Annotated in this window: 16 protein-coding genes; 5 read left to right on the top strand and 11 right to left on the bottom strand. The window is 68.0% G+C overall.

The window, feature by feature from the left end; all coding sequences use genetic code 11:
• Window positions 1–31 precede the first annotated feature (31 nt).
• Genes AC2EBS_RS16285 through AC2EBS_RS16260 form a run of 6 tightly spaced genes read right to left on the bottom strand, consistent with a single transcriptional unit; the run spans window position 32 to window position 7435 of the window.
• Window positions 32–1660 (bottom strand): AMP-binding protein, encoded by a 1629-nt coding sequence (locus AC2EBS_RS16285; protein WP_484729495.1) that lies wholly within the window; start codon window positions 1658–1660, stop codon window positions 32–34.
• 52 nt (window positions 1661–1712) lie between these two features.
• Window positions 1713–2879: an acyl-CoA dehydrogenase family protein gene (locus AC2EBS_RS16280; RefSeq protein WP_484729494.1), complete on the bottom strand. Its 1167-nt coding sequence runs from the start codon at window positions 2877–2879 to the stop codon at window positions 1713–1715.
• Window positions 2880–2881: 2 nt separating this feature from the next.
• A complete protein-coding gene (locus AC2EBS_RS16275; RefSeq protein ID WP_484729493.1) occupies window positions 2882–3736 on the bottom strand; it encodes an enoyl-CoA hydratase family protein in 855 nt (284 codons plus the stop codon).
• Window positions 3733–4332: a MarR family winged helix-turn-helix transcriptional regulator gene (locus tag AC2EBS_RS16270; protein WP_484729492.1), complete on the bottom strand. Its 600-nt coding sequence runs from the start codon at window positions 4330–4332 to the stop codon at window positions 3733–3735. The genes AC2EBS_RS16275 and AC2EBS_RS16270 overlap by 4 nt, the downstream gene beginning before the upstream one ends.
• Window positions 4329–5120 carry an SDR family NAD(P)-dependent oxidoreductase gene (locus AC2EBS_RS16265; RefSeq protein WP_484729491.1) on the bottom strand — a complete coding sequence of 264 codons (792 nt, stop codon included), beginning with the start codon at window positions 5118–5120 and terminating at the stop codon, window positions 4329–4331. The genes AC2EBS_RS16270 and AC2EBS_RS16265 overlap by 4 nt, the downstream gene beginning before the upstream one ends.
• Window positions 5117–7435 carry a bifunctional salicylyl-CoA 5-hydroxylase/oxidoreductase gene (locus AC2EBS_RS16260; protein WP_484729490.1) on the bottom strand — a complete coding sequence of 773 codons (2319 nt, stop codon included), beginning with the start codon at window positions 7433–7435 and terminating at the stop codon, window positions 5117–5119. Before AC2EBS_RS16260 ends, AC2EBS_RS16265 begins: the two co-directional genes overlap by 4 nt.
• 200 nt (window positions 7436–7635) lie before the next feature.
• On the opposite strand from AC2EBS_RS16260, the gene kynB reads away from it, so the two are divergent.
• From kynB to AC2EBS_RS16240, 4 genes are all read left to right on the top strand, one after another.
• Window positions 7636–8322, top strand: a complete 687-nt coding sequence (kynB, locus tag AC2EBS_RS16255) for an arylformamidase (protein WP_484729489.1) — start codon at window positions 7636–7638, stop codon at window positions 8320–8322.
• Between the two features lie 80 nt (window positions 8323–8402).
• Window positions 8403–9701: a kynureninase gene (gene kynU, locus AC2EBS_RS16250; protein WP_484729646.1), complete on the top strand. Its 1299-nt coding sequence runs from the start codon at window positions 8403–8405 to the stop codon at window positions 9699–9701.
• Entirely contained in the window at window positions 9698–10564 is an 867-nt protein-coding gene (gene kynA / locus AC2EBS_RS16245; RefSeq protein WP_484729488.1) for a tryptophan 2,3-dioxygenase, read from the top strand. Before kynU ends, kynA begins: the two co-directional genes overlap by 4 nt.
• A 118-nt stretch (window positions 10565–10682) precedes the next feature.
• Window positions 10683–12494: an aminopeptidase P family protein gene (locus tag AC2EBS_RS16240; RefSeq protein WP_484729487.1), complete on the top strand. Its 1812-nt coding sequence runs from the start codon at window positions 10683–10685 to the stop codon at window positions 12492–12494.
• 31 nt (window positions 12495–12525) lie between these two features.
• On the opposite strand, the gene AC2EBS_RS16235 is transcribed toward AC2EBS_RS16240, so the two are convergent.
• From AC2EBS_RS16235 to clpS, 5 genes are all read right to left on the bottom strand, one after another.
• On the bottom strand, window positions 12526–13371 hold the full coding sequence (locus AC2EBS_RS16235; RefSeq protein WP_484729486.1) for a LytR/AlgR family response regulator transcription factor: 846 nt from the start codon (window positions 13369–13371) through the stop codon (window positions 12526–12528).
• On the bottom strand, window positions 13368–14468 hold the full coding sequence (locus AC2EBS_RS16230) for a sensor histidine kinase (protein WP_484729485.1): 1101 nt from the start codon (window positions 14466–14468) through the stop codon (window positions 13368–13370). The genes AC2EBS_RS16235 and AC2EBS_RS16230 overlap by 4 nt, the downstream gene beginning before the upstream one ends.
• A gap of 123 nt (window positions 14469–14591) precedes the next feature.
• Window positions 14592–14840, bottom strand: a complete 249-nt coding sequence (locus AC2EBS_RS16225; RefSeq protein WP_484729484.1) for a hypothetical protein — start codon at window positions 14838–14840, stop codon at window positions 14592–14594.
• Between the two features lie 165 nt (window positions 14841–15005).
• On the bottom strand, window positions 15006–17330 hold the full coding sequence (clpA, locus tag AC2EBS_RS16220; RefSeq protein WP_484729483.1) for an ATP-dependent Clp protease ATP-binding subunit ClpA: 2325 nt from the start codon (window positions 17328–17330) through the stop codon (window positions 15006–15008).
• Entirely contained in the window at window positions 17327–17698 is a 372-nt protein-coding gene (gene clpS, locus AC2EBS_RS16215) for an ATP-dependent Clp protease adapter ClpS (protein WP_484729482.1), read from the bottom strand. The genes clpA and clpS overlap by 4 nt, the downstream gene beginning before the upstream one ends.
• 194 nt (window positions 17699–17892) lie before the next feature.
• Between clpS and AC2EBS_RS16210 the strand changes: the two genes are divergently transcribed.
• The gene (locus tag AC2EBS_RS16210; protein WP_484729481.1) at window positions 17893–18135 is read left to right on the top strand and encodes a cold-shock protein; all 243 of its coding nucleotides are present in this window, start codon (window positions 17893–17895) and stop codon (window positions 18133–18135) included.
• Window positions 18136–18203: the final 68 nt, after the last annotated feature.

Raw genomic sequence — 18203 nt, 5'->3', positions numbered from 1 at the left:
TGGTTGGGAATGGAGGGGGACGGTGCTGCGGCTACTGCTGCTGTGCTTCCTGCCGCAACTTGAAGCGCTGCAGCTTGCCCGTCTCGGTGCGGGGCAGGCTGGCGCGGAACTCTATCGCACGGGGGTACTTGTAGGGCGCGATCGTCGCCTTGACGTGCTCCTGCAATCGCTTGACTGTCGCTTCGTCCGCGGCGAAACCGGGCCTGAGCACGACAAAGGCCTTGACGATCTGGCCGCGCTCCTCGTCGGCCACGCCGATCACCGCGCACTCGGCCACCTCAGGATGGGCCAGCAAGGCACCCTCCACTTCCGGGCCGGCGATGTTGTAGCCGCCGGAGATGATCATGTCGTCGGTGCGCGCCTGGTAGACGAAGTAGCCGTCGGCATCGACCAGGTAGGCATCGCCGGTGAGGTTCCAGCCGTTCTTGACGTACTCGCGCTGGCGCTCGTCGGCCAGGTAGCGGCAGCCGGTCGGCCCCTTGACCGCCAGCTTGCCCACCTGGCCGGGGGGCAAGACCCGACCCTCGTCGTCCATCACGCAGGCCTGGTAGCCGGGCACCGGCTTGCCGGTGGCGCCGCCACGGGCATTGCTCTCGTCGTGCGAGATGAAGATGTGCAGCAGCTCTGTGGCGCCGATGCCGTCGATCATCTCGATGCCGGTGCTGGTCTTCCACAGCTGGCGCGTCGCCGCCGGCAGCGCCTCGCCGGCGCTGACGCATTTGCGCAGCGAGCCGAGCTCGTGCTGGCCGACCTGGGCCGCCATCGCGCGATAGGCGGTCGGCGCGGTGAAGCAGACGCTGGCGCGGTACTGCGCGATCGCCGGCAGCAGCGCGTCGGGCGAGGCCTTTTCCAGCAGCACCGTGGATGCGCCCACGCTCATCGGGAACAGCAGCAGGCCGCCCAGGCCGAAGGTGAAGGCCAGCGGCGGGCTGCCGATGAACACATCGTCCGGCGTGGGCCGCAGGCAGTGCGGCGGCCAGCAGCGCGTGATCGCCAGCACATCGCGGTGGAAGTGCATCGTGCCCTTGGGCTGGCCGGTGGTGCCGGAGGTGAAGGCGATCAGGCTGCAGTCCTCGGCCGCCGTGTCCACGGTGGCGAAGTCCGCCGGCATCGCCGCGGCGCGCGCCTCCAGGCCTTCGGCCATCGTGCTGTTGAAGTGCTGCACGCTGCGCAGCAGCTGCGCATGCTCGGCCTGCGCCGTGGCCAGCTCGTCGGCCAGGCGCGCGTCGCACAGCGCGTGGCTGACCTCGGCCTTGGCGATGATCTGGCCCAGCTCCTTGGCGCGCAGCAGCGGCATCGTCGCCACCGCGATCGCGCCGGCCTTCTGCACCGCGAACCAGCAGGCCGCCATCATCGGGCTGTTGGCGCCGCGCAGCAGCACGCGGTTGCCGGGCTGCACGCCCATCTCGCGCACCAGCACATGGGCGATGCGGTTGGCCTGGGCCTGCAGATCGGCATAGCTCCAGCGCAGCCCGCCGGCACCCTGGATGCACAGGCGATCGCCCTGGCCCTGCGCCACCCAACGGTCGAGCAGCTCGCTGGCGCAGTTCAGGCGCTCGGGAAACTGCAGCTCGGGCAGATCGAAGCGCAGCTCAGGCCACAGCTCGCGCGGCGGCAGCCGGTCGCGGGCGAAGGTATCGACATGGGCGGTGTAGGCCATGGGGTCCGTCTCCGAGAGTCTGGGACAAGGCCGGCGCCGGCGAGCTTGTGGCTCAGGCGCCGTGCTTCAACAAATCGCGGCCGATGATCAGCTGCTGCACCTCGCTGGCACCTTCGTAGATGCGCAGCGCGCGGATCTCGCGGTAGAGCGATTCGACGATCTCGCCGCTCCTCACGCCGCGGCCGCCGAACAGCTGCACGGCCGCGTCGATGACTTTCTGCGCGCCTTCGGTGGCCATCAGTTTGGCCATCGCCGCCTCGCGCGTGATCGTGCGGCCCTGGTCGCGAGCCCAGGCGGCCCGATAGACCAGCAGCGCCGCGCTGTCCACGGTGCAGGCCATGTCGGCCAGCTTGGCCTGGGTCAGCGGCAGATCGGCCAGCGTGGCGCCAAACATGCGTCGTTCGCGCGCATGGGCCAGGCCCTCCTCGAGCGCGCGCCGGCCGAAGCCCAGCGCCGCGGCAGCCACCGAGGTGCGGAACACATCCAGCGTGCGCATCGCGATCTTGAAGCCCTCGCCGGCGGAGCCGATGCGCTGGCTCTTAGGCACGCGGCAATTGGTGAAGCGCAGCCGCGCCAGCGGATGCGGCGCGATCACATCGATGCGTTCGGCGATCTCGAAGCCGGGCTGCTCAGCGTCGACGATGAAGGCTGAGATGCCCTTGGCGCCAGGCCCTTCGCCGGTGCGCGCAAACAGCACGTAGAAGTCCGCAATGCCGCCGTTGGAGATCCAGGTCTTCTCGCCGTTGATGACATAGGCATCGCCCACGTCCACCGCGGCGCACTGCATCGCCGCGACGTCGGAGCCGGCCTCGGGCTCGGACAGCGCGAAGGCCGCCAGCGCCTCGCCGCGCGCCACGCGCGGCAGATAACGTGCGCGCTGCTCGCCCGAGCCGGCCAGCGAGATCGCGCCCGATCCCAGGCCCTGCATCGCGAAAGCGAAATCGGCCAGCCCGTTGTGGCGCGCCAGCGTCTCGCGCAGCAGGCAGATGCTGCGCGTGTCGACTGCCTCCGCCGCGCCGCCTAAAGCCGTGCCGGCCACCGCATGACGCAGCCAGCCGCCCTCGCCCAGCGCGCGCACCAGGCGGCGACATTCGGCGTCGACATCGTCACCATGGCCATGCGCCAGATGGGCGCTGCACCAGGCCTCCAGCCCGGCGGCGAGCTCGCGGTGCTTGTCGTCGAAGAAGGGCCAGTCGAGATGGGACAGGCTTGCGCTCATGCTCAGTCTCCTTCGAAGACGGGCTTCTGCTTGGCGACGAAGGCGTGATACGCGCGGTGGAAATCCTGCGTCATCATGCAGATCGCCTGCGCCTGCGCCTCGGACTCGATCGCCTCGTCCACGCCCATGGCCCATTCCTGGTGCAGCATCTTCTTGGTCATCGCATGGCCGAAGCTGGGGCCGGCGGCCAGCTCGGCGGCCCAGGCCAGCGCCGCGGCTTCCAGCGCCTCGGGTTCATGCAGGCGGTTCAGGAAGCCCCACTGATAGGCCTCGTCGCCGCCCAGCGAACGGCCGCTGTAGAGCAGATCGGACGCGCGGCCCTGGCCGACGATGCGCGGCAGGATCGCGCAGGCGCCCATATCGCAGCCGGCCAGACCGACGCGCGTGAACAGGAAGGCCGTCTTGCTGCGCGCGGTGCCGACGCGCAGATCGGCCGACATCGCCATGATCGCGCCGGCGCCGGCGCAGACGCCGTCGATCGCCGCGATGATGGGCTGCGGGCAGGCGCGCATCGCCTTGACCAGATCGCCGGTCATGCGGGTAAAGGCCAGCAGATCGGGCATGGCCATCTTGGTCAGCGGGCCGATGATCTCGTGCACATCGCCGCCGGAGCAGAAGTTGCCGCCCGCGCCCTGCACCACGATCACCTTGACCTCGTCCACATAGGCCAGGCGGCGGAACAGGTCGCGCAGCTCGGCATAGGACTCGAAGGTCAGCGGGTTCTTGCGCTCGGGGCGGTTCAGCGTGATGACGCCGACGCCGCCGGCTTCCTGGCGCCAGAGGAAATGCTGCGGCTGCCAGCCCTGCAGGCTCTGGCGGTTGCCGCTGGCAAGAGGGGCGGCTATGGCTCGGCTCATGATGGGGTCTTCTCCTTGGTCTTCTTCGTTGTTCTTGCGGTCTTCCCCGCGGCGGCAGCAGGTGCCGCAGGCTCGGCCTCTGCCGCGCTTGCAGCATCCAGGCCCGCCAGATGCTTCTTCAGCACCGCCAGCAGCTCGTAGACCTGGGTCTTCTGCGTCGGCGTCCAGCCGGCCAGCAGCTCCACCACCCAGCCCTCGTGCGTGGCAGCCATGCGCTTGAACTGGCGGCGGCCGGCCGGCGTGAGCTTGACGCTGAAGCTGCGCCGGTCGCTGGGGTGCGGCACGCGCTGCACCAAGCCCTCGGCTTCGAGCTGGTCGGTGATGCCGGTGACGTTGCCGCCGGTGACCATCAGGCGCTGCGACAGTGCGCGCATCGTCAGACCTTCCGGATGGCGCTCCAGCTGCGCCATCAGGTCGAAGCGCGGCAGCGTGGTGCCGAAGTCGCGGCGCAGGCGGTTGCGGATCTGGTCTTCGATGCGCGTGCTGCAGGTCAGCAGGCGCAGCCAGATCTTGATCGCCTGATGGTCGTCGTCGCCCAGCCGCGACTCGAGGTCGGGGCTGCTGAAGTCTTCGTCGTCTTGCTGCATCGTTGTCATGCTGTCTCGCCGCCGCAGACGGCGATGGCCTGGCCGTTGATTGCCGCTGCGCCGCGCTGCGCCAGCCAGGCCACCGTGTGCGCCACCTCCTCGGGGCGGATCAGCCGGCCCTGCGGATTGGCGGTGGCGAGCTCGCGCCGCGCCGCCTCGGCATCGCGGCCGGTCTTGGCGACGATGGTATCGACGGCGCGCGCGACGATCTCGGTATCGGTATAGCCGGGGCAGACCGCGTTGACGGTGACGCCCTTGCCGGCCATCTCCAGCGCCAGCGCACGCGTCAGGCCCAGCACGCCGTGCTTGGCCGCGCAGTAGGCGGCGACGTAGGCATAGCCCTTGAGCGCCGCGGTGCTGGCCACATTGATGACGCGGCCGAAGCCGCGCACCGCCATGCCGGGCAGCACCTGTTGCGTGCAGAGGAAACAGCCGGTCAGGTTGACCTGCAGCATCTGCTGCCACTGCGCCAGCGAGGTCTTCGCGAACGGCGCGGTCTGCACCTGGCCGGCATTGTTGACGAGGATGTCGACGACGCCCTGCTGCTGCACCACGGCGGCGAAGGCGCGCGCGACCTGCGCCTCGTCGGCCACGTCGCAGCCCTGCAGCGCCACGGTGGCGCCAGCGCTGGCCAGGGCCTCGCGCTGCGCGAGCAGGCGCTCGTGCGAGCGGCCCATCAGCGTGACGCGCGCGCCCTGGCGCAGCAGCTCGCGCGCCACCGCCGCGCCTATGCCCGAGCCTCCGCCGGTGACGACGGCATGCAGGCCAGCCAGTTCGGCATTAGTGCTGCTGCTCATGCCTTGGCCGCCTTCTCGCGCTGGAAGCCGGCCTCCAGCTGCGACTTGGCTGTGCGGTACTGGCGGGGCCAGGCCAGTTCGGCGAAGCCGATCTTGGCCGCTTCGCTGAGTGTCCAGGCCGGATTGGCCAGATGCGGCCGCGCCACCGCGCAGAGGTCGGCACGGCCGGCGGCGATGATGCTGTTCACATGGTCGGCCTCGCTGATCGCGCCGACGGCGATGGTGGCGATGCCGGCCTCCTGGCGCACGCGGTCGGCGAACGGCGTCTGGTACATGCGGCCGTAGGTAGGCTTCTGCTCCGGGCTGACCTGGCCGGACGAGCAGTCGATCATGTCGGCGCCGGCGGCCTTGAAGGCCTTGGCGATCTGCACCGCGTCGGCCGGCGTGATGCCACCGTCCACCCAGTCGTGCGCCGAGATGCGCACCGACATCGGCAGCTGCTCGGGCCAGGCCGCGCGCACCGCGGCGAAGACCTCCAGCGGATAGCGCATCCGGTTCTCCAGGCTGCCGCCGTAGTCGTCATCGCGCCGGTTGGTCAGCGGCGAGATGAAGGCCGAGAGCAGATAGCCGTGCGCGCAGTGCAGCTCCAGCCAGTCGAAGCCGCCCGCGGCGGCGCGGCGCGTGGCAGCGACGAAGTCGGCGGTGACGCGGTCCATGTCGGCACGCGTCATGGCGCGCGGGATCTGGCCATCGGGCAGATAGGGCTGGGCCGACGCTGACAGCAGCGGCCAGTTGCCGGCGGGCAAGGGCTGGTCGGCACCGGCGCCATCCCAGGGCGCATTGGTCGAGCCCTTGGGCCCGGCATGGCCCAGCTGCACGCCGATCTTCGCGTCGCTCTCGCGGTGCACGAAGTCGACGATGCGGCGCCAGGCGGCGCCCTGTTCGTCGGTCCACAGGCCCGGGCAGCCCGGCGTGATGCGCGCATCGGGCGAGGTGCAGGTCATCTCCGCCATCACCAGGCCTGCGCCGCCGACGGCACGAGCGCCCAGGTGCATCAGGTGGTAGTCGCCGGCGATGCCGTCCACCGCCGAGTACTGCGCCATCGGCGAGACGAGGACGCGGTTCTTCAGCGTCACCGAGCGCACGCTGTACGGCGTGAACATCGGTGGCACCGCCGTCGCAGCCTCGGGCCGTTTCACGCCAGCGCGCTCGGCGAACCAGCGCTCATAGCCCTCCAGCCAGCCCTTGTCGCGCAGGCGCAGGTTCTCGTGGCTGATACGCTGGCTGCGCGTCAGCATCGAGTACATGAACTGTTCGGGCTCGAGCTGGTCGCAGTAGCGCTGGCCACAGACCTCGAACCATTCCATCGCGTTCCAGGCCGCGTTCTGCAGGCGCAGCGTCTCGACGCGGCGCGCCTCCTGGTAGCTACGCAGCACCGCGGCGATGTCGGCATCGCCCTGCTGCTGGAACTGGCGCGTCAGCTCGATCGCGTCCTCCAGCGCCAGCTTGGTGCCCGAGCCGATCGCGAAGTGCGCCGTGTGCACCGCGTCGCCCATCAGCACCACATGGCTGCCGTGGCGGTTCTTCAGCCACCACTGCTCGCAGACCACGCGCTGGAAGTTCAGCCAGGCCGAGCCGCGCAGGTGGCGCGCATTGGTCATCAGCTTCTCGCCCTGCAGGTTCTCGGCGAAGAGCTTCTCGCAGAAGGCGATCGACTGCTGCTGATCGGCCTGGTCCAGGCCGTGGGCCTGCCAGACATGTTCCGGGCATTCGACGATGAAGGTGGTGGTCTGGTCGTCGAACTTGTAGATGTGCGCCTGGAACCAGCCGTGCTCGGTCTTGCGGAAGTCGAAGGTGAAGGCGTCGTAGAGCTTGTGCGTGCCCAGCCAGATGTAGCGGTTGGGACGGGTGACGATGTCGGGCTTGAAGACCTCGGCGTACTTGCCGCGCACGCGGGAGTTGATGCCGTCGCTGGCGATGATCAGGTCGGCGTCGGCATAGTCCTCGTCGGAATCGGCCTCGGTCTCGAACACCAGCTTGACGCCCAGCTGCTCGCAGCGCGCCTGCAGGATGTTGAGCAGCTTCTTGCGGCCGATGCCGACGAAGCCATGGCCGCCCGAGCGGATGCGCCGCCCCTTGAAGAGCAGCTCGATGTCGTCCCAGTGGTTGAAGGCCTGCTGGATTTCGTCGGCGCTCTCGCGATCCCACAGCCGCATGTTATCCATGGTCGCGTCGGAGAACACCACGCCCCAGCCGAAGGTGTCGTAGGGCTTGTTGCGCTCGACCACGGTGATCTCGTGGCGCGGGTCGAGCTTCTTCATCAGCAAGGCGAAGTAGAGGCCGGCGGGACCGCCGCCGATGCAGGTGATGCGCATATCGCGTCTCGCTCCGAGCCCGGAAGGCACTCGATTTAGGCTTCGATAGTTGAAGCATCAACTAAATTGCCGCACCCGACGCTAGGACAATCCCGCAGGTCGGCCGCCGGGATTGCGGGGGCTCGGGCAAGCTGTTGGAATTAACCGACACCACGCCCGAAGCAACCGGGCCAAGATGCGCGCCGTTTTCGAGGAACACGATGAGGACTGCACCAAGGATCTGGGACATCTCGCCGCTGGTGGCGCCCGAGGCGCCGATCTTTCCCGGCGACGAGCCCTATGCGCTGCGCTGGACCGCCCGGCTTTCGCCCGGCTGCCCGGTGAACCTGAGCGCCGTGACGATGTCGCCGCATGTGGGCGCGCACGCCGACGCGCCGCTGCACTACGCGAACGACGCCCCGGCCATCGACGCGGTGGACCTGGCGGCCTATCTGGGCCCCTGCCGAGTGATCCATGCCATCGGCTGCGGGCCGCTGATCCGCATCGAGCACCTGCAGCAGGCGGTGCAGATGGGCGACCTGCCAGCGCGTGTGCTGGTGCGCTGCTGCGCGCGCGCCGACACGGTGTGGAACCCGGACTTCACCGCCTACGCACCCGAGACGCTGGAATGGCTGGCGGCGCAGGGCGTGCGCCTGGTGGGCATCGATACGCCCTCGGTGGACCCCGCGGACAGCAAGACGCTTGATGCCCACCAGCGCCTGCTGCGCCTGGACCTGCGCGTGCTGGAGAACCTGGTGCTCGACGAGGTGCCCGAGGGCGACTACGAACTGATCGCGCTGCCGCTGAAGCTGGCCGGCGCCTGTGCCTCGCCGGTGCGTGCTGTTCTTCGAGAACTGACCCACCCCCTACGCGCTGACGCGCGCCCCCTCGAGGGGGCGGGCCCGTAGGCCTGGCAAAGCCAGTTCCTCGGGCCCCGCTGAGTGGATTCACCGAGGCTTAGAGCAACGATGGAGCATATCGAATGAAGATTGAGACTAGAGAGCAGGCACTGGCGCTGGACGCGGCCGATCCGCTGCGCGCGCTGCGCGAGCAGTTCGACCTGCCCGCCGGTGTGATCTACCTGGACGGCAACTCGCTGGGCGTGCTGCCCAAGGCCACCGCTGCCCGCGTGCAGCAGGTGGTGACGCAGGAGTGGGGCAATGACCTGATCAAGAGCTGGAACAGCGCCGGCTGGATCGATATGCCGGCGCGCATCGGCGACAAGATCGCGCGCCTGGTCGGCGCGGCGCCGGGCGAGCTGGTGGTGGCGGATTCGACCTCGCTGAACCTCTACAAGGTGCTGAGCGCGGCGATCCGCATCGCGCAGGCCGATGCGCCGCAACGCAAGACCATCGTCTCCGAGCGCAGCAACTTCCCCACCGACCTCTACATCGCCGAGAGCCTGTGCCAGCAGCACGGCCTGACGCTGAAGCTGATCGAGCGCGAGGACGAGCTGCCGGCAGCGCTGGACGGCGACGTGGCAGTGCTGATGCTGACGCAGGTGAACTACCGTAGCGGCTATATGCACGACATGGCCGCGGTGACGTCGGCGGCGCATGCCGCGGGCGCGCTGGTGATCTGGGACCTGGCGCATTCGGCCGGCGCGATCCCGGTGGACCTCAACGGCGCCGGCGCCGACTTCGCCATCGGCTGCGGCTACAAATACCTGAACGGCGGTCCCGGCGCGCCGGCCTTCGTGTGGGCGCATGCGCGGCATGTCGATCGATTCTGGCAACCGCTGTCGGGCTGGATGGGCCACGCCTCGCCCTTCGAGTTCACGCCCCACTACCAGCCGGCCGGCGGCATGCGCCGCTACCTCTGCGGCACGCCTTCGATCCTCGCGAGCGCCGCGCTGGAATGTGGCGTGGACACCCTGCTCGCGGCCGAGCCGCTGGGCGGCATGGCGGCATTGCGCAAGAAATCGGTGACGCTGACCGAGGCCTTCATCGCGCTGGCCGAGGCGCGCTGTGGCGAGCTTGGCGTGCGCCTGTCGTCGCCGCGCGATGCTGCGCAGCGCGGCAGCCAGGTTTGCCTGAGCCTGGCGGCACCGCTGCACGAGGCCGGCTATGCGGTGGTGCAGGCGCTGATCGCGCGCGGCGTGATCGGCGACTTCCGGGCTGGTGACCCGGCGCGGCTCGATGTCGTGCCGCACATCCTGCGTTTCGGCTTCACGCCGCTGTACATCGGCTTCACCGAGGTCTGGGACGCAGTGGAGCATCTGCGCCAGGTGCTGGCCAGCGGCGAATGGCGCGAGGCGCGCTTCAACCAGAAAGCGAGCGTGACATGAGCTGCCCCCATCAACCAGCCGGCGCGTCCATCACCGAGAGCATCGTCAAGGAGGAAGGTGCCCAGCTCGATTTCTCGCGCGACATGAGCTACGGCGACTACCTGCAGCTGGACCAGCTGCTGTCGGCCCAGCATCCGCTGTCGCCGGCGCATGACGAGATGCTCTTCATCGTGCAGCACCAGAGCTCCGAGCTGTGGATGAAGCTGATGCTGCATGAGCTGCATGCCGCCGTGGCCTGCGTGGCCGGCGACCGGCTGCCCGAGGCTTTCAAGATGCTGGCGCGCGTCTCGCGCATCATGGAGCAGCTGGTCCATGCCTGGGATGTGCTGGCGACGATGACGCCGCCGGAGTACAGCGCGATCCGGCCCTATCTGTCCAACAGCAGCGGCTTCCAGAGCTGGCAGTACCGCCAGATCGAGTTCATGCTGGGCAACAAGAACGCCGCGATGCTGCGCCCGCACGAGCACAAGCCCGAGCGTCTGGCCGCGGTGCGCAGCGCCTACGAGTCGCCCTCGCTCTACGACGAGGTGCTGCGCCTGATGGCGCGCCGCGGCCTGGCCGTGCCGGCCAGCCACACCGAGCGCGACTGGTCGCAGCCCTATGCGGCCGACGAGGCGGTGAAGGCCGCCTGGCTGGCCGTCTATCGCGACCCCAAGGCGCACTGGGACCTCTACCAGATGGGCGAGGAACTGGTGGACATGGAGGACGCGTTCCGGCTCTGGCGCTTCCGCCACCTGACCACGGTGGAGCGCGTGATCGGCTTCAAGCGCGGCACCGGCGGCACCTCGGGCGTGGGCTATCTGCGCAAGATGCTCGACGTGGTGCTGTTCCCCGAGCTCTGGGCGCTGCGCACCGAGCTGTAGGCCCGACGCGCACAGGCCCGGCGGCGCCGGGGCTGCTCTGACACAATTCGGCCACATCCACGAACCACGACGGCGCCGCGCCCACGAAGCGCGGCGCCGACAGCCGAAAGCCGCTGCCATGGACACCCGCACCTCGACCATCACCCTGCGCATCGAACGCGTGCGCGACGCGCTGCGCCAGGCCGGCGCCCATGCGGCCCTCGTGCCCTCGGCCGACCCGCATCTGTCCGAATACCTGCCCGAGCGCTGGCAGGGGCGGCAGTGGCTGTCGGGCTTCAGCGGCTCGATGGGCACGCTGGTGGTGACGCTGGATCGCGCGGCGATCTTTGCCGACAGCCGCTACTGGACGCAGGCCGAGGTGGAACTGGCCGGCACCGGCATCGAGCTGGTGAAGATACCCACCGGCGCGGCGACGCACTACATCGACTGGATAGGCGAGCAGCTGCAGTTCGGCCAGGCCCTGGCGGTGGACGGCCAGGTGCTGGGTCTGGCGCTGGCGCAGCAGCTGCGCAATGCACTGGGCCGCAAGGGCATCGCGCTGCGCAGCGAGCTGGATGTGGTGCAGGCCGCCTGGGACGGCCGCCCCGACCTGCCTGCCGCGAGCATCTACGAGCATCTGCCGCCGCATGCCGTGGTGTCGCGTGCCGACAAGCTGGCGCAGGTGCGCGCCGCGATGACGCGCCTGGGCGCCACGCATCACTTCATCTCCACCGTCGACGACGTCGCCTGGCTGCTCAATCTGCGCGGTGCGGACGTCAGCTACAACCCGGTCTTCCTCGCGCACGTCTTGATGGACGGGCAAGGCCTGACCCTCTTCGTCGGCGCCGGCAAGATCCCCGCGGAGCTGCAGGCGCGACTGGCCGCTGACGGCGTGACGATCGCCGACTACGCACAGGCAGCCGCGGCGCTGGCCGCGCTGCCGGGCGACGCGGTGCTGCTGGTCGACCCACGCCGCGTCACGCTGGGTCTGCGCGAAGCCGTGCCGGCCGAGGTCAAGGTGATCGAGGCGATCAACCCCAGCACGCTGGCCAAGAGCCGCAAGACCGTCGGCGAGGCCGCGCATGTGCGCGAGGCGATGGCACAGGACGGCGCCGCGATGTGCGAGTTCTACGCCTGGTTCGAGGCCGCGATGGCGCGCGGCGAGCGCATCACCGAGATCACCATCGACGAGCGCCTGAGCGCGGCGCGCGCCAAGCGGCCCGGCTTCGTGGGTCTGAGCTTCCCGACCATCGCCGGCTTCAATGCCAATGGCGCGATGCCGCACTACCGCGCCACGGCCGAGTCGCATGCCGTGATCGAAGGCAACGGCCTGCTGCTGATCGACTCGGGCGCGCAATACCTGGGCGGCACCACCGACATCACCCGCGTCTGGCCGATCGGCACGGTCAGCGCGGCGCACAAGCGCGACTACACGCTGGTGCTCAAGGGCACGATGAATCTGTCGCGCGCGGTGTTCCCGCGCGGCACGCTGAGCCCGATGCTGGACAGCCTGGCGCGCGTGCCGCTGTGGGAGCACGGCATCGACTTCGGCCACGGCACCGGCCATGGCGTGGGTTACTTCATGAACGTGCACGAAGGCCCGCAGAGCATCTCCAAGGCGGTGGCCGAGCCGCAGATGGCGATGGAGCCGGGCATGATCACCTCGATCGAGCCCGGCGTGTACCGGCCCGGCCAATGGGGCGTGCGCATCGAGAATCTGGTGCTCAACGTCGTCAAGGACACGCCCGAGCAGGGCCAGTTCGGCGAGATGCTGGCCTTCGAGACCCTGACGCTGTGCCCGATCGACACGCGCTGCATTGAAAAGGGCCTGCTTCGTGCCGACGAGGTCGCCTGGCTGAACGACTACCACGCGACCGTGCGCGCGCGTCTGGCGCCGCTGCTGAGCGGCGAGGCACTGGCCTGGCTGCAGGCGCGGACCGAGGCAATCTAAACCTTGGCGGGCCGCGTGCCCGCCGCCTGCATCACATCTGCCGGAACAGGTGCAGATAGCTGCGGCTGACCGGCAGGATCTCCGGCCGGCCGCGCAGATGCACATCGGCCGTCTCGTTGGGACCGCGGGTCACATGGCTGATCGCGCGCAGGTTCACCACCACCGAGCGGTGCACCTGGGCGAAGGTCTGCGGATCGAGCTGCTCGACCAGTTCGCGGATCGGCGTGCGGATCAGCGCCTCGCCCTCCTGCCAGACCACCAGCGTGTACTTCTCGTCCGAGCGCAGGAAGATCACCTGATCCACTGGGATCAGCTTCAGCGTCGAGCCCACCGAGGCGCGCAGCCATTGCAGCGGCGCTGGCTTGCCGCTGCCCGCTTCGTCTGCGCCACTGCCCTGCTTGAGCCGCTCGCTGATCTGCGCCAGCGCCTGTTCCAGGGCCTGCTCCAGACGGGCCTGGGCGGGGCTGTCCTGGCCTGCCGTCTGCGCCGCATCGCCCAGACGCTGCTGCAGGCGCTGCACGGTGTCCTGCAGCCGCGTCTGTTCGATCGGCTTGACCAGATAGTCCAGCGCGCCCTGGTCGAAGGCCTGCACCGCGTACTGCTCATACGCGGTGACGAAGACCAGCTGCGCACGACGCGCGATCTGCCGCGCCGCCTCGACACCGTTCATGCCGGGCATGTGCACGTCGAGAAAGACGATCTGCGGCTGCAGCTTCTCGAACAGCTCGATCGCTTCGCGGCCGTTGCGCGCCTGGCCGACGATGCGCAGCTCGGGCCAGGCCTGCGCCAGACCGCGCGCCAGGCTGTCGCGCAGCAAGGGCTCGTCGTCGGCAATCAGCGCGGTAGGAGCGACAGGGTTCTCGGTGCGGTTGCTCATGGCTGGAACTCAATCTCGGCGCGCAGGCCATGAGGTGCATTCTCTGCCAGGTCCAGCCGCGCCGAGCTGCCGAAGAAGACACTCAGGCGTTCACGCAGGTTGCGCAGCCCGGTACCGCTGCCCATCTGGCGCGTGAGACCGACGCCAGTGTCGGCCACCCACAAGCGCACCGGCCCGTCGACGCCATCGCGCCGCCCTCCGACCTCGATGCTGCCGCCTTGCTCGCTGGGGTCGATGCCATGGCGTACGGCGTTCTCAACCAGCGTCAGCAAAGCCATCGGCGGAAAGCGCAGGCCATGCAGCGCGGCCGGCACCTCGATGCGGTACTGCATGCGATCGGGCATGCGCAGATGCATTAGTTCAAGATAGGCACGCACCAGGGCCAGCTCGTCGCCCAGGCTGGCAGTCTGGTCCTGCAGGCGCGGCATCGCAGCACGAAGGTAGGCAATCAGGCTGGACAGCACCGGGCCGGCCTGCGGCGAACCAGTCTCGACCAGCGCCCGCACATTGGCCAGCGTGTTGAAGAGGAAATGCGGCTCAACCTGGGCCTGCAGCAGACGCAGCCGCGAGTCCAGCGCCTGGCGCTCCAGCTCGCTGCGCTCGAGCTCGAAGTGCAGCGCCTGGCTGCGCGCCTCGGCATCGCGCTGGCGGTACAGCGCCCCCATCGCCAGCAAGGGGCCGATCAGCAGGCCTGAGCCAGCGATCCAGATGAAGCCCAGGATGCGTCCTTCACTGGCGAGCAGCGTGTCGATGTCCCCACCCACAGAGACCAGGTAGACGAGCAGCGTGCCCAGCGGCACCATCAGCGCCACGATCAGCACCTGCACCAGCCAGCGCGCCGCCCAGCGCGGCAATCGGCGCGGCCACTGGCCGGCGGCAGAGAAGCCCAACAGGGCCAGCAGCGCGATGAAGATCGTGCGCCCCAGCAGAACGACGAAGGGCGTGATGAAGATCGGGTTGAGCAGCGTCGCAGCCAGCACCGCCAGCGTCAGGGCCAGGCCGATGCGCCATGGCGTCAGAGAGGCGACAAAGCCCTGCCACGCCAATCGGTGGCTGGGCAATTCAGACGCGTGGTGCGATGCGGACTCGGACTGCATGGCCGGCACGATAGCCGCACCCGGCGCCTTGCCCAAGCCAAGCAGGCCATCGAGGCGATGAATGACAGAAAAAGCGTCGTCAGCCGCAGCGGCGCGGCCGCCTGGCCACCATCAGGAAAGCGATCAGGACAGCGACTTGCGCCCGCACATGATCACATCTCGACCCGCATTGATCGCAAAACGCAGCGCATCCGCCGGCGTCGGCCAGCCATAGCCGCCAGCCAGGCTCTCGTCGCGGAAGGTTTCCTGACGACTGGCGGCACCACGCACCTGAACGACGACCACGGCCGCCACATAGCCATAGGCACGCGGTCGCTCGATGGCCCCGGCGTAGATCCGATAGTCTCCTGTATCGACTTCTTCGAAGTGCATGGCCTCGCTCCCTGCGTCAGACAGAACCACATCGCTGAACGCACTATGCGCGCAGCCTGACAAAGAAGCCATACGACCTAAGAGTGCCCCCCGAAGTGGGACGAGCATGGCCAGCAATGAAAAGGCCCGGCACATCGTGCCGGGCCTCAACCGGGAGCCTGTCGATCAGCCGGCAGTGGCCGGCTCCACCTTGGACCTGCTGTCGCGCGGTTTGTTGGGCTGGATGTCCAGCTTGACCTCGCCGTCCTCTTCCACGTCCACGGTCAGGCGACCGCCGTCGACAAGTCGGCCGAAAAGCAGCTCATCGGCCAGCGCACGACGGATGGTGTCCTGGATCAGTCGCTGCATCGGTCGCGCACCCATCAGCGGATCGAAGCCCTTCTTGGCCAGATGCTTGCGCAGTGCATCGGTGAAGGTCACTTCCACCTTCTTCTCGGCCAGCTGGCTTTCGAGCTGCAACAGGAACTTGTCGACCACACGCAGGATGATCTCCTCGTCCAGCGCACGGAAGGAAACGATCGCATCCAGGCGGTTACGGAACTCGGGCGTGAACAGGCGCTTGATGTCGGCCATCTCGTCGCCGCGTTCACGCGCGGTCGTGAAGCCGATCGTGGCCTTGTTCATCGTCTCGGCGCCCGCATTGGTCGTCATGATGATGATCACATTGCGGAAGTCGGCCTTGCGCCCGTTGTTGTCGGTCAGCGCGCCGTGGTCCATCACCTGCAGCAGCACGTTGAACACATCGGGATGCGCCTTCTCGATCTCGTCGAGCAGCAGCACGCAGTGCGGCTTCTTGGTGACCGCTTCGGTCAGCAGGCCGCCCTGGTCGAAGCCCACATAGCCCGGAGGCGCGCCAATCAGGCGGCTCACCGCATGGCGCTCCATGTACTCGGACATGTCGAAGCGGATCAGCTCGATGCCCAGGATATAGGCCAGCTGCTTGGCCACCTCGGTCTTGCCGACACCGGTCGGGCCGCTGAACAGGAAGGAGCCGATCGGCTTGTCCGGACGCCCCAGGCCCGAGCGAGCCATCTTGATCGCCGCTGCCAGCGCATCAATGGCCGGATCCTGGCCGAAGACCACACTCTTCAGATCGCGGTCCAGGCTCTTGAGCTTGCCACGGTCGTCGCTGGACACGGACGCCGGCGGGATGCGGGCGATTTTCGCGACGATGTCCTCCACCTCGGTTCGGGTGATGGTCTTCTTCTGCTTGCTCTTGGGCAGGATGCGCTGCGCGGCACCCGCCTCGTCGATCACGTCGATGGCCTTGTCAGGCAGATGTCGGTCATTGATGTACTTGGCCGACAGCTCGGCCGCTGCCTGCAGCGCGCCCAGTGCGTACTTGACGCTGTGGTGCTCCTCGAAGCGCGACTTCAGGCCCTTGAGGATCTCGACCGTTTGCTCGACCGAAGGCTCGACCACGTCGATCTTCTGGAAGCGCCGCGATAGCGCCGCGTCCTTTTCGAAGATGCCGCGGTACTCGCTGAAGGTGGTCGCGCCTATGCAGCGCAGCTGGCCACTGGACAGGGCCGGCTTCAGCAGATTGCTGGCATCCAGCGTGCCGCCCGATGCCGCACCGGCTCCGATCAGCGTGTGGATCTCGTCGATGAACAGGATTGCGTGCGGCTGCTCGCGCAGCTGCTTCAGCACCGCCTTCAGGCGCTGCTCGAAGTCACCGCGGTACTTGGTGCCCGCCAGCAGCGCGCCCATGTCCAGCGAATAGACCACGCTGTCGGCAAGCACGTCGGGCACATCGCCTTCGGTAATGCGCCAGGCCAGACCTTCGGCGATCGCCGTCTTGCCCACACCCGCTTCGCCGACCAGCAACGGGTTGTTCTTGCGCCGACGGCACAGCACCTGCACCACGCGCTCGACCTCACCCTCGCGACCGATCAGCGGATCGATCTTGCCGTCCTTGGCAAGCTGGTTGAGGTTCTGCGTGAACTGCTCCAGCGGCGAGCCCTTGCCGCCAGCCGCCTGGCCCTCGGCTTCCTCGCGCTCGTTCTCCGCGCCGCCACCGCCCTCCTGACCCTTGGGAGGCTCGGGCGGCTCGCTTTTCTTGATGCCGTGCGCGATGTAGTTCACCACGTCCAGGCGAGTGACGCCCTGCTGGTGCAGGTAGTACACGGCATGCGAGTCCTTCTCGCCGAAGATCGCCACCAGCACATTGGCGCCGGTGACTTCCTTCTTGCCGCTGCCCGTGGATTGCACGTGCATGATGGCGCGCTGGATGACGCGCTGGAAACCCAGCGTCGGCTGCGTGTCCACCTCTTCGGTGCCGCCGACGGTCGGCGTGTTGTCCTTGATGAACTGCGACAGGCTCTTGCGCAGATCGTCGATATTGGCCGAGCAGGCACGCAGTACCTCGGCCGCCGATGGGTTGTCCAGCAACGCCATCAGCAGGTGCTCCACGGTGATGAACTCGTGGCGCTGCTGGCGTGCTTCGACAAACGCCATGTGCAGGCTGACTTCAAGCTCTTGCGCGATCATGCGGCCTCCATAATGCACTGCAGAGGGTGGCCCGCACGCCTCGCAGCGGCAAGCACCAGTTCCACCTTGGTGGCTGCGACGTCCTTGGTGAACACACCGCAGACACCGCGACCCTCGTGGTGGATTTTGAGCATGATTTGGGTGGCAGTATCCAAATCAAGCCGGAAATATTCCTGCAACACCATCACAACGAACTCCATCGGCGTGAAGTCGTCGTTGAGCAGCAGCACCTGATACAGCCGCGGCGGCTCTGTCCGCTGGGCAATGCGCTCAAGGATGGTCGTTCCTTCCGCATCGTCCTGACCAGAACCGGGCCGGGGCGGCTGTACGCGAGGTCGCTTGGGTGGCTGACGGGGTGTATCAGGCATGTCTCGATTCTATAGATTGGGCCTCAGCCCTAAGGCTGCAAGCCCAATGCCGTCCAGGCAGTCGGGCGCACCCATCGAATCCCGAGCAAGCATAGAGCCGGCATGCGTCCCCCTGGGGACGCACCGAATTGACAGGGGCTTGACGGCAATTTGAGAATGGGATTGGTGCAAAGACACCGGGATGGAGAAGGAAAATGGAAAAAGGTACTGTGAAGTGGTTCAACGACGCCAAGGGCTTTGGTTTCATTGAACCTGAATCGGGCGGCGAGGACGTGTTCGCGCACTTCTCGGCCATCCAGATGGAAGGCTTCAAGACGCTGCGCCAAGGCGGCAAGGTCCTGTTCGAGCTGGTGCAAGGCCCCAAAGGCCAGTTGGCGCAGAACATCACGCCGACTGAGGACGAAGTCTCCGGCCAGCCCAGCCTGTCCGGCGCCTGAGTCGCGCCGGCCCCACGCCGGCTCGTTAGAGAAAGAAAACCCCGCCAGGCTTTCGCCTCGGCGGGGTC

This window comes from Roseateles sp. T103 (assembly GCF_057219915.1).
This window is presented reverse-complemented; position numbering and strand designations above follow the sequence as displayed.